This window comes from Streptomyces sp. NPDC048523, assembly GCF_043199815.1.
Lineage (GTDB): Bacteria > Actinomycetota > Actinomycetes > Streptomycetales > Streptomycetaceae > Streptomyces.
Genome location: NZ_JBICWQ010000001.1, coordinates 1,847,175 through 1,860,384 on the forward strand (window position 1 = coordinate 1,847,175; position 13,210 = coordinate 1,860,384).

Sequence of the window (13,210 nt, forward strand, 5' to 3'; positions counted from 1 at the left end):
GAGCACGTACGGGATCGAGCGGTCAGGGCATGCCGACGGGGGGCTAGGAGATGTCGTCGCCGAGTTCGGCTTCGAGTGCGTCGACCTCGTCCTGCCCGAGGTCGAGGAGGGGGAAGTCGGAGGACGTGTGGCCGCCGGCCGTGGGGTCGGCCGTGTGTGCGGCCAGGCCACCGAGCAGGTCGAGCCAGGCCCGGCCGAGGCGTTCGACCGCGGCGTCGCCGAGGATCCGGTCGGCCCAGCTCAGCATGACGGTGATCGTGGGGCCGTCGGCGGTGTCCACGACGACAGCCCCCGCTTCGAGGACGTGCTGGGCGGGCAGGTCCGGGCCGACGGAGCCGCCGATCGCGGTGTCTCCGGTCATCTGCCAGGCGGCGGGCGGGAGTTCACCGGTTCCGGTCGCGCTGAAGCGGCCCAGGTAGTTGAAGCCGATCTGTGGACTGGGCAGCGCGGCGAGCACCGGTCCCGTCTCCGGGTTGAGGTGCCGCAGCAGCCCGTAGCCGAGACCGTCACCCGGTACCGCCCGCGCCTGCTCCTTCACCACCTTCAACAGCACGCCGGCCGCCGGACCACCGGCCGGCACGTCGTCCAGGTCCACCCCGCCGAGCTCGAACCGGAGCGGATGCGTACGGGTGAACCAGCCCACCGTCCGCGATAGATCCAGCCCCTCCACCGACTCCCTGCCATGGCCCTCCACGTCCACCAGAACCCCGGTGGAACGGTCCTCGCGCCACCGCGTCACGGCTCCGGCGAGTGTCGACAGGAGCACCTCGTGCACACCGCAGTGGAAGAGGGCGGGCGTCCGGCCCACCAAGGTGACGGCATCCCGGACGGGTACGGTCCATGAGCGGTGGCGCATCGCCTCGGCCGTGTCCCGGGCGGGGTCCAGTGCCGCCGCGCCGATCCGTGGTTCGGGCCGGCCGAGCAGCCTCGTCCACTCTTCGGTCTCACCGGTCCGGCTCACGCCGGTGGCCTGCTCCGCGAGGTGGCCCGCCCACCGCCTGAACGAGGTCGCCACGGGATCGAGTTTCGGCTCGCTCCCCGCCGCGACCGCCTCGCAGGCGAGCCGCAGGTCCGGCACGAGGATCCGCCATGAGACCCCGTCCACCACCAGGTGGTGCGCCACGAGCACGAGCCGTCCCGTCCGCCCCGGACCTGCGTCGACCCACACCACCTGGGCCATCACGCCCGCCGCCGGGTCAAGCCGCTCGACTGCGCCTCGCGCCGCCTCCCGCGCGATTCCGTCCAGCGAGTCGGCCGAGGCGTAGGTGGCGTCGGCACGCGTGACGAGCACCCCGGCGTCGACCGCACCTCGGGCACGGACGAGCAGCTGGGGGCCGTTCTCCCTCCGCACCACCACGGAACGCAGCACGTCGTGGGTGTTCATGACCGCGTTCCACCCGGCGGTCAGGACCTCCCGGCCAAGGCCGGCCGGGGCACCGAGGACCGTCCACTGCGCGAAGTGCGGGTGAATCGCGTGCTCACCGAGCGCCCGCATGACCGGCGTCCAGGGCACCTCACCCACGCCCGCGTCCCGTGCGGGTGCGTTCGGGACCACGAGCCGGGCCACGGCCGCGACCTTTGCCGGGGTCTCGTACTCGAAGACGTCCTGCGCGTTGAAGAGCAGGTGGGCACGGCGGGCCCGCGCCGCGAGCTGCATCGACATGATGGAGTCGCCGCCGAGCTCGAAGAAACTGTCCTCGACACCGACCCGCTCCAGCCCCAGCACCTCGGCGAACAGCTCACACAACACACGCTCGGCATCGGTGCGCGGCGCCCGCTCGGTCACCTTGCCGGCGAAATCCGGGGCGGGCAGAGCAGCCCGGTCCACCTTGCCATTACGAGTCACCGGCAGCCCGTCGAGTACCAGAACAGCGGCCGGCACCATGTACTCCGGAAGCCGCTCGGCCAGATACGTACGGACCGACGAGCCCTCCACCACCTGGCCGTCCGCCACCACATAACCGATCAGACGACGCTCACCCGGAACGTCCTCACGAGCCACCACCACCGCCTGGGACACGGCCGGATGCGCGGACAACACCGCCTCGACCTCACCCAACTCCACACGGAAACCCCGGACCTTCACCTGCGCATCCGCGCGGCCGACGAACAGCAACTCACCGGTGGCGGCGACACGGACCAGGTCTCCGGTGCGATACATCCGCTGCCCCGCAGCGAACGGGCAGGCGACAAAGCGTTCTGCCGTCAGAGCCGCACGGTCCCAGTAACCGCGCGCCAACCCCGCACCCGCGACATACAACTCGCCCGTCACTCCTGACGGCACCGGCTGCAAGAACGCGTCCAGCACATAGGTCCTCCGGTCGGACAGCGGGCGTCCGATGGGCAGGACCGAAGCCGCGGCATCACCGGGAGCCAGCACATGCCAGGTCGCGCACAACGTCGTCTCCGTCGGCCCATACATGTGCCGCACGACCACGTCCGGGCACGCCTCCCGCACCCGCGCCACCGACCGCGCGGGAACCACATCCCCACCCGTCAACACCTCACGCAACCCCGCGAAACACCCCGGCGCCTCCTCCGCCAACACCCGGAACAGACCAGCCGTGACATGCACAGACGTCACACCCGCAGCCACAAACTCACGAACGCGAGAAGCATCCACCACGCCCGGTTCCGCCACGACAACCCGCGCCCCGGCCACCAGCGGCACCCACACCTCGAACAACGACACATCAAACGCATGCGGAGCATGCATCAACACCACATCGTCACACCCGACTTGCCAGCCGCTCTCACCCACCAGAGCCGCGACACTGCCGTGCGGAACCGCCACACCCTTCGGCACACCAGTAGAACCAGACGTGTACATCACATACGCGACATCATCCGCATCCACCGGGACCAACAGACCACCATCACGCACCCCCTCAGCGGCCCGCAGATCATCCACCACCAACACCGCACCCGCGTCCGCCACCACGAACGCAACCCGCTCCGCCGGAGACCCCACATCCACCGGCACATACGCCGCACCCACACGCCACACACCCAACAACACCGCAACCAACTCAGGCGACCGCTCCAACACCACTACAACCCGATCACCCCGACCCACACCCACACCGGCCAAATACGCCGCCCAACGCCCCGACGCCTCCCACAACGCGCCGTAGGACAAAGGACGTTCACCACCAGCAACGGCCACCGCATCCGGCACGGCCAACACTCGCCCGCGGATCAACTCCGGCACCGACACCCCACCGCGCACCTCACCCGCCGGCACGCGCTCCGCGACCTCGGCCACCCCCACCCGTCCCACCACCACGGACGGATCGGCCACCACCCCCTCCAACACCCGCACGATCAGCCCGCCCAGCTTTTCTCCCACCGCCGCGTCGATCTGGTCGGGTCGGTAGGTCACGCCCACCCGAAGGCGTTCGCCGGGGAAGATTCCCAGTGAGACTGGGTAGTGCGTGGCCTGGCGTGATGTCTCGGTGGTCACGGAGAGCGCGTCCGGGGCGAGCGTCCGGCCGGGCGGCAGCGGGTAGTTCTCGTACACGAGGAGCGTGTCGAAGGCCGCGCCGCGGCCGACGAGTTGCTTCAGCTCCGTGAGCCCGATGTGCTGGTGGGCCATCAGTGCGGACTGGCGGTTCTGCAAGTCCCGGAGCATCTCCAGCACCGGCTGCGCGCCGTCGAGCCGTACGCGTACGGGCAGCGTGTTGATGAACAGGCCGATCATGGACTCGGCGCCCGGGAGTTCCGGGGGACGGCCCGCGACCGTCGCGCCGAACACCACGTCCGTACGCCCGGCGAGGCGCGCCAGGACCAGCGCCCAGGCCCCCTGCACCACCGTGTTCACCGTCAGACCGTGGGCACGGGCCAGCTCGGTGAGGGCCGTGGTCGTCGCCTCGGAGAGATGCGCGGAGACCCTTTTCGGCTCTTCCGCTTGCTCCGTAGGCGCTGTCGCCCCCACTCGCGTCGGCTCCGCCACGCCGGCGAGCTCCGCCTGCCAGGCGGCTCGGGCGGCGTCCTTGTCCTGCCGGGCCAGCCACGCCAGGTACTCACGGTAGGACGTCACGGGTGCCAGGCCCGAGGCGTCGCCTCCGGCTTCGTAGATCTCGGTGAGTTCTTTGAGGAGGACGGGGGCCGACCAGCCGTCCATGAGGAGGTGGTGGCTCGTCATCACCAGGCGGTGGCGGCGCTCGCCGAGCCGGATCAGGAGAAGTCGCAGCAGCGGGGGCTTCGCCGGGTCTATGCGGTGGGCGCGTTCACCGGCGGCCAGTCGCTCCGCCCGCGCCGACGCCTCCTCCTCCGCCAGGTGCGACACGTCCGCCTCGCTCCAGGGCAGGACGACCTCGCGGGTGATCATCTGGACAGCCTCACCCGTCCTGCGCCGCTGGAAGCTCGCGCGGAGCGCGGCGTGCCGGGTCAGGAGCGCCTCCCAGGAGGCGCGGAGCCGTGCCGGGACCAGGGGGCCGTCGACGGCCAGGACGTTCTGCACGGTGTAGACGTCGGGTCCGTGGCCGTCGAGGTCCGCGTGGAACAGCAGCCCTTCCTGGAGCGGCGAGAGGGGCCAGACCTCCGCGAGTGCGGACCCCTTCGCGGCCGTCGCGGGCCCCTCGGCGCGTGCCGCTGCTTCGGCGGGGGTTGACGAAGTCACCATGTCCGTCCTCCTTCGAGCTCTGCTGCTATCGCTTCGAACTGCTCGACCTCGTCCTGGGCGAGCTCGATGAGCGGGAAGTCGGACGGGGTGTGCCCGCCCGCCGCGGGGTGCGTGGTGTGTGCGGCCAGACCCGCGAGCAGGTCGAGCCAGAGGCGGCCGAGGCGGTCCGCGGCCGCGTCGTCGAGGACCGCGGGGTGCCAGGTGAGCGTGATGGTCAGTTCCGGGCCGTCGAGGGTGTCCCGTACGGCCGCGCTCGCTTCGAGCGCGTGCAGGGTGGGCATGGCCGGGTCGGAGGAGCCGCCGATCGCGTCCTGGCCGGCCATCTGCCACGGTGCGAGGGCGCCCTCGCGGCTTCCCGCGGGGAAGCGGCCCAGATAGTTGAACCCGATCCGGGGCACGGGCAGTGCGGCGAGCACCGGGCTCGTGTCGGGGTTGAGGTGGCGCAGCAGCCCGTGGCCGAGGCCGTCGCCGGGCACCGTGCGTGCCTGTTCCTTGACGGCCTTCAGCAGCGTTCCCGCGGCAGGTCCGCCCGCCAGGGCGCGGGTCACGTCGATGGCGGCCAGATCGAGGCGGATCGGGTGCACGCTGGTGAACCAGCCCACCGTGCGCAGCAGATCCGCGTCGCCGACCGGCTTGCGCCCGTGCCCCTCGACGTCGAGAAGGATCGTTCCGTCAGAGACGGTCCGTGTGTGCGTACCCGCTCCGTGAGCGACAGGGCGACCGGGGACGGCCCCTGCGCCGCTGCCGGACCGCCCGTGCACTACCGCGCCGGCGAGCGTGGCGAGCAGCACCTCGTGCACGCCGCAGTGGAACAGCGCCGGGGTGCGGCCCGTCAGCGTGGCGGTCTGCTGCGGGGGCACGACCCACGAGCGGTGTCGTTCGTCCGCCGCGACATCGCGCTCCGGATCCAGCTCCCGTGCCCCCAGCGGAGGCTCACGGGTGTCGAGCACGCGGGTCCAGGCGTCCAGTTCCGCGACCCGGTGCCGCGCGGCCGCCTCCTGGGCGAGCAGCCGCGACCACCGCCGGAAGGACGTGCCGACCGGGTCGAGTCGAGGCCGCCGTCCGGCCGCGGCCGCTTCGCAGGCGGTCCGCAGGTCCGGTACGAGGATCCGCCACGAGACGCCGTCGACCGCCAAGTGGTGGACGACCAGGGCCAGTCGGCCCACGCGTCCGGCGCCCGCGTCCACCCATGCCGCCTGGAGCATCACCCCGGACCTCGGTTCGAGGCGCAGGTCCGCCTCCCGTGCGGCGCGGTCCGCCAGCTCCTCCAGCTCCTGGGCGCTCGCCCCGGTCGCGTCGATGCGGGTGATGAGGCCGGCGGCGTCGACCGAGCCGCGGCGGCCCACGACGAGTCGGGGCCCGGTCCCGTCCGCCTCGGTACGGGCGCGCAGCATGGCGTGCGTGTCCAGCAGCGCCCGCAGGCCCGCCGTCAAGGTGTCGGCGTCGAGGTCCGGCGGGGTTCCGATCACCATCCACTGGGTGAATCCGGGGCCCATGGCCGCCCGCTCCCCCAGGGCCCGCATCACGGGCGTCCAGACGATCTCGCCCTCGTCCGCGTCGCCGTCCGCTCCGTGCGGCGTCCTGTCGCCGAGTCGGACGACCCGGGCCAGCGCGGCGGGTGACCTGTGCTCGAACACGTCCTGGGCACCGAAGAACGCCCCCGCCCGGCGCGCCCTGCTCACCAGTTGCATCGAGGTGATCGAGTCGCCGCCCAGCGCGAAGAAGTTGGCGTCGGCGCCGACGTGCTCAAGGCCCAGGACTTCGGCGAACGTCGCGCAGAGGATCTCCTCGGCCGCGCCCCGGGGAGCCCGGCCGGAGCTCAGCTCGGCGAAGTCGGGGGCGGGCAGGGCCGTGACGTCGACCTTCCCGTTGTGGGTGGCCGGCAGCGCGTCGAGGGCGAGGACGGCCGCGGGCACCATGTGGCCGGGCAGTTCCTTGGCCGCGTACGCCCGTACCAGCTCGGGGTCGACGCCGCCCGAGCCGCGCGGCACCACGTAGCCGACGAGGCGTCGTTCGCCCTGGCGGTCCTGCCTCAGGACGACGACGGCGCGGCCCACCTCGGGGTGCGCGGCGAGCGCCGCCTCGATCTCTCCGGGCTCCACCCGGAACCCGCGCACCTTCACCTGTGCGTCGGCCCGCCCCGCGTAGCGGAGTTCGCCGTCGCCCGTCCGGCGCGCGAGGTCGCCCGTCCGGTACATCCGCCGCCCGGGGGCGAACGGGCAGGCCACGAAGCGCTGTGCCGTCAGGCCCGGCCGGCTCAGGTAGCCGCGTGCGAGGCCGTCCCCGGACACGTACAGCTCACCGACCGCGCCCGGGGGCACCGGGTGCAGGAAGGCGTCCAGTACATACGCCCCTGTACCGGCGATGGGGCGGCCGATCGGCGGTGTGCCCGGGGCGTCGCCAGGGTGCCCGAGCGGGCGGCTCACTGTCGAGGCGACCGTCGCCTCGGTCACCCCGTACTCGCTGTACACCTCGCGGCCCGCCGTCCACTGCCCGCGCAGATCGTCCGGCAGGGGTTCACCCCCGACGACGAGCACCCGCAGCGATGTCAGCTCCTGCGGCGGGAGTTGGGCGAGGACGGTCGGGGTCATCGCGACATGGGTGACGCGCTCGGCGCACATCAGCCGGACCAGGTCCTCGCCGCTCGCGTGGTGTTTCGTCGCAGGCGCGAGGACCAGTCGGCCGCCCGCGCACAGCACCGGCCAGATGTCCGCCATCGACACGTCGAAGCTCGGCGGGACCAGTTGCAGCACCGCGCTGTCGGCGCCGATCCGGTAGCGCTCCAGACGGTCGGCGACCAGGTTGCGCAGACCGCGGTGCGGGACGACCGCGCCCTTGGGGGTGCCCGTGGAACCCGAGGTGTAGATGATGTACGCCGCGTGGTCGGCGGTCAGCGGCCGGGGGTGACCGTGATCCGGCACAGGGGCTTCGGCGCGGGCGGTCGCCACCTCGGCCGCCGCGGTGTCGTCCACGACCTCGTCCACGACCACGAGACGGCCGTTGAAGTCCGGCGGTACGGCGTCGCGGGCCGCACTCGTGCACACCAGGACCGGAGGCGCGACGTCGCCGAGGATCAGACGCATCCGCGCCTCGGGAAGTCCCGGGTCGACGGGGACGTACACCCCGCCGGCCGTCGCCACCGCGAGGAGGGCCACCACCAGTTCCGCCGAACGGTCGGCGACGACGGCCACCCGGGTCTCCGGGGCCACGCCCGCCCGCACGAGGCGGCGAGCAAGTCCCGCCGAGCCGACGGCGAGTTCGCCGTACGTCAGCGTCCGGGCGCCGTCCACCAGCGCCACCGCGGTGGGCGTGGCCGCGGCCTGCCGGGCGAACAGTTCCGGCACCAGATCCGACGACCGTGCCGGCTCCCCGGCGCCCACCCGGCGCGCGTGTTCCCGTGCGGTGGTGCCGGACTGTGCCGCGACCTGCGCGCGTTCCGCCGCGCCGAGCACGTCGAGCCGTCCCACCGGCGTCGACGGATCCGCCGCCATCTGTTCCAGGGCCCGGATCAGCGATGCCACCACCGACTCCCCCCGGGCCCGGTCGACCACGTCCGGCCGGCAGACGAGATGGCCGCGCAGCCGCTCGTCGGGCATCACGATCAGGGCCATCGGATAGTGACCCCGGTCCTGCGGGTCGCCGACAGTACGTACGCTCAGGGAACCGCCGGATCCCGTCCCCCGAGGGCCGACGCCCGCCCTTGCCCCGGGCGTACGAGGAAGGTTCTCGTACACCACGAGCGTGTCGAACTCCGCGCCAGCCCCGACCAGTTGGTGGATCTCCCGGAGCCCCAGATGCTGCCGGGCCATCAGCGCGACCTGCCGGTCCCGCAGGTCCGCCAGCATTCCGGCGACCGGCTGCTCCGCTGCCAGACTCACCCGTACCGGCAGCGTGTTGAGAAACAGACCGACCGCCGACTCGACCCCGGGAAGTTCCGCCGGCCGGCTCGCCACCGTGGCGCCGAACACGACGTCCGTGCGCCCCACGAGGCGGGCGAGGACCAGCGCCCAGGCGCCCTGCACCACGGTGTTCACGGTCACACCCTGCGAGCGCGCCAACTCCGCCACCGCGCCCGTGAGTTCATCGGACAGCTCGAAGGACACCGGCTCCGGAACCGCCTGCGTCCCAACCCCTTCGGGTGCCACCAGCGTGGGTTCCGCCACGCCGTCGAGTTCGGCCCGCCACGCCTCGCGCGCCGCCTCCTTGTCCTGCCGGGACAGCCACGCCAGGTACTCCGTGTACGAGGTGACGGGTGCGAGCGCCGAGGCGTCGCCACCGGCCGCGTACACCTCGGACAGCTCTGCGAAGACGACATCCGTGGACCAGCCGTCCACCAGCGCGTGATGGACGGTGACGACCTGGCGATACCGGTCCGCGCCCAGACGTATCAGCAGCAGCCGTAGCAACGGGGCGTCCCCGAGATCGAACCGCTCCATCCGCTCGGCATCGGCGAGCCGCGCCAGCTCACCGGGTACGGCGTCCGGCGCGAGCCCCGTCAGATCGGCCTCGCGCCAACGTGGCTCCACGTAGGACGCGATGACCTGCACCGTCTCGCCGGACGCGCGCTGGTGGAAGCTCCCGCGCAGTACCGCGTGCCGGGCGAGGAGCGCCTGCCACGAAGCCCGCAACCGGTCCACGTCCAGCGGACCGTCGAGCGCCAGCATCCGCTGGCTCGCGTACACGTCGGGACCCCGCTCGTCGAACGTGGCATGGAAGAGCAGCCCCTCCTGGAGGGGTGACAGCGGCCAGACGTCCACCATGTCCGGCACCCGGTCCCGCAGTTGCTCCGCGTCCTCCTCGTCCAGATCCGCCAGGAGTGACCCGGCGCGCCGGTCACCGGCCGGCCCCGTTTCCTCGGCGCGCGCGGCGACCGCGGCCAGGCGCGCCGGCGTCCGCTGCCGGAACACGTCCTCCGCCGTGAAGAACAGACCCGCTCCACGAGCCCGCGACGCCACCTGCATCGACATGATGGAGTCGCCGCCGAGCTCGAAGAAACTGTCCTCGACACCGACCCGCTCAAGCCCCAGCACCTCGGCGAACAGCTCACACAACACACGCTCGGCATCGGTGCGCGGCGCCCGCTCGGTCACCTTGCCGGCGAAATCCGGGGCAGGCAGAGCAGCCCGGTCCACCTTGCCGTTACGCGTCACCGGCAGCCCGTCGAGTACCAGAACAGCGGCCGGCACCATGTACTCCGGAAGCCGCTCGGCCAGGTACGTACGGACCGACGAGCCCTCCACCACCTGGCCGTCCGCCACCACATAGCCGATCAGACGACGCTCACCCGGAACGTCCTCACGAGCCACCACCACCGCCTGGGACACGGCCGGATGCGCGGACAACACCGCCTCGACCTCACCCAACTCGACGCGGAAGCCCCGGACTTTCACCTGCGCATCCGCGCGACCGACGAACAGCAACTCACCGGTGGCGGCGACACGGACCAGGTCTCCGGTGCGGTACATCCGCTCCCCCGCAGCAAACGGGCACGCCACGAACCGCTCAGCCGTCAACGCCGGACGATCCCAGTAACCGCGCGCCAACCCGGCGCCGGATACGTACAGTTCGCCCACCGTGCCGGGCGGAACCGGCTGCAGAAACGCGTCCAGCACATAGGTCCTCCGGTCGGACAGCGGACGTCCGATGGGCAGGACCGACGCCGCGGCATCACCGGGAGCCAGCACATGCCACGTCGCGCACAACGTCGTCTCCGTCGGCCCATACATGTGCCGCACGGCGACATCGGGGCACGCTTCCCGCACCCGCGCCACCGACCGCGCGGGAACCACATCCCCACCGGTGAGCACCTCACGCAACCCCGCGAAACACCCCGGCGCCTCCTCCGCCAACACCCGGAAAGATCCCGCCGTCACATGCACCGCACTCACTCCGCGCCGCACGTAAGCGCGCATCCGCTGCGCATCAACGGCCCCTGGCGAGGCCACCATCACCTGTCCGCCGACCGCCAAGGGCACCCACACCTCGAACAACGACACATCAAACGCATGCGGAGCATGCATCAACACCACGTCGTCACACCCGACTTGCCAGCCGCTCTCACCCACCAGAGCCGCGACACTGCCGTGCGGAACCGCCACACCCTTCGGCACACCAGTAGAACCGGACGTGTACATCACATACGCGACATCACCGGCATCCACCGGGACCAACAGACCACCATCACGGACCCCGTCCGCGGCCCGCAGATCATCCACCACCAACACCGCACCCGCGTCCGCCACCACGAACGCAACCCGCTCCGCCGGAGACCCCACATCCACCGGCACATACGCGGCACCCACACGCCACACACCCAACAACACCGCAACCAACTCGGGCGACCGCTCCAACACCACTACAACCCGATCACCCCGACCCACACCCACACCGGCCAAATACGCCGCCCAACGCCCCGACGCCTCCCACAACTCGCCGTAGGAAAAAGGACGTTCACCACCAGCAACGGCCACCGCACCCGGCACCGACACCACCCGCTCAGCGATCAACTCCGGCACCGGCCGAAAGGGGCGGAGTCCCTCCGGGACCGGAGGCTGAGACAAAGTGGGATCCGCCTGGCCCATCACCGTTCTCCCTTCATTCGGCGGCCCTGATGCGGGCCACCGCCGCCCAGGACAGGCCCCCCGCCGAGCACCGGGCCCCCGCCGAGCACGGGCCCGCCGCCAAGTACGGGGCCACCGCCGACGACCGGCCCCCGGAGGACGGGTTCTTCGTCGGGGGCGTCGGCGCCCGAGCCGTTCATCCCGGTCCTGTTGAACTGGGTGTGGTACAGCTCGGCGTAGAGCCCGCCGGCCGCGAGGAGTTCCTCGTGCGTGCCGCGCTCGCGCACCCGGCCCCCGTCGACGACCAGGATCTGGTCGGCCTCGCGGATGGTGGACAGACGGTGTGCGATCACGACGGAGGTCCGGTCGCGCAGCGCGGTCTTCAGCGCGCGTTGGATGGCGACTTCGGACTCGGAGTCCAGGTGCGCGGTGGCTTCGTCGAGCACCACGACCGAGGGAGCCTTCAACAGCAGCCTGGCGAGGGCCAGTCGTTGCTTCTCGCCGCCCGAGAGCCGGTAGCCGCGGTCGCCGACCACGGTGTCGAGGCCGCTGGGCAACGAGCGGATCAGCTCGCCGATCTGGGCGGCGTCACAGGCCTCGATCAGCTGCTGCTCGGTGGCCTCGGGGAGTGCGTACAACAGGTTCGCGCGGATCGTGTCGTGGTAGAAGTGCGCGTCCTGACTCACCACGCCGACGACTTGGCGCAGTGAGTCGAGGGTGACCTCGCGCAGGTCGTGGCCGTCGATCCGCACGCTCCCCGAGGTGGGGTCGTAGAGGCGGGAGACGAGGTGGGTGGTGGTCGTCTTGCCGCCGCCCGACGGTCCGACGAGGGCGGTGAGCTTGCCGGACGGGACCCGGAAGCTCATGTCGTGGAGGACCTCCGGGGTCTCCTTGGCCCGTTCGGCCGGGGAGAGCACGTTGGACTCCAGGGAGGCCAGGGACACGTCACTGGCGCGCGGATAGCGGAAGGACACGTTGTCGAACTCGATCTCGGGTGCGGGTCCGCTGCCCGGCGCGGGCAGTGCCTTCGCGTCCGGCCGTTCGGTGATGAGGGGCTTGAGGTCGAGCACCTCGAAGATCCGGTCGAAACTGACCAGCGCGGTCAGCGCGTTGGACTGGAGGCTGGACAGCTGCGTGATGGGTCCGTACAGCCGGCCGAGCAGGGTGGCCAGCGCCACCAGGGTGCCGATGCGGAAGACGTCGTTGAGGACCATGCTGCCGCCGACGCCGTACACGAGCGCGGTGGTGAGGGAGGCGAGCAGCGCCATGATGATGAACGAGAGCCTGCTGTAGACCGTCCAGATGACGCCGACCTGCCGCACCTCGCCCGCGCGTGCCTCGAATGCGGCGGCCTCCTGGTCCGGGCGCCCGAAGAGTTTGGCGAGCATGGCTCCGCCGACGTTGAAGCGCTCGTGGATGATGCCGCCCAGCTCGCCGTTGGCCTGCATCTGCTCGCGTGAGTAGTGCTGCAGGCGCCGGCCGACGTAGATGCTGGGCACGATGAACAGCGGCAGCGTGAGCACGGCGATCAGGCTGATGAGCCAGGACAGGTAGAACATCTCGGCGAGGACCAGGGCCACGGTCAGCACGCTGGTCGCCGATGCGAGGAGTGTGGTGAGGGCCTGCTGGGCGAGCATGACGTCGCCGTTCAGGCGGCTGGAGAGCAGTCCCGTCTGGGTGCGGGTGAAGAAGGCCATCGGCTGCCGCTGCACGTGCTTGAACGCCTGGACGCGCAGATCGTGGCTGATGCCCTGCCCTATTCGGCCGGAGTAATAGCTCTGCACGAGTTGCGTGAGCGCGTCGAGAACGGCGAGCCCGGCGACGACAAGGGCGATCTCGGTGACAACTCCCGCGTCGTTCTTGAGTATTCCGTCATCGATGATCTTCTTGAGGAGCAAAGGCGTGGAGACCACGATGAGGGAATCCACCACGGTGAGCAGCAGAAGAAGGAGAAGCGCGTCCTTGTGCGCCTTCATATAGGTGAGGGATCGGCGCAGAGTGCCTGGCCGAAGGGCCTGCTTCCGGG

3 protein-coding genes are annotated in these 13,210 nt (G+C 71.3%); all 3 read right to left on the reverse strand.

Annotation, left to right across the window (positions count from 1 at the left end; translation table 11 throughout):
- Window positions 1-43: 43 nt before the first annotated feature.
- The 3 genes from ACGFWE_RS08370 to ACGFWE_RS08380 are packed head-to-tail and all read right to left on the reverse strand — an operon-like array spanning window position 44 to window position 13,160.
- On the reverse strand, window positions 44-4,624 hold the full coding sequence (locus ACGFWE_RS08370) for an amino acid adenylation domain-containing protein (protein ID WP_393598714.1): 4,581 nt from the start codon (window positions 4,622-4,624) through the stop codon (window positions 44-46).
- Complete coding sequence (locus tag ACGFWE_RS08375) at window positions 4,618-11,205, reverse strand: amino acid adenylation domain-containing protein (RefSeq protein ID WP_393598716.1); 6,588 nt, start codon at window positions 11,203-11,205, stop codon at window positions 4,618-4,620. Before ACGFWE_RS08375 ends, ACGFWE_RS08370 begins: the two co-directional genes overlap by 7 nt.
- Window positions 11,205-13,160: an ABC transporter ATP-binding protein gene (locus ACGFWE_RS08380; protein WP_352381629.1), complete on the reverse strand. Its 1,956-nt coding sequence runs from the start codon at window positions 13,158-13,160 to the stop codon at window positions 11,205-11,207. The genes ACGFWE_RS08375 and ACGFWE_RS08380 overlap by 1 nt, the downstream gene beginning before the upstream one ends.
- Window positions 13,161-13,210: the final 50 nt, after the last annotated feature.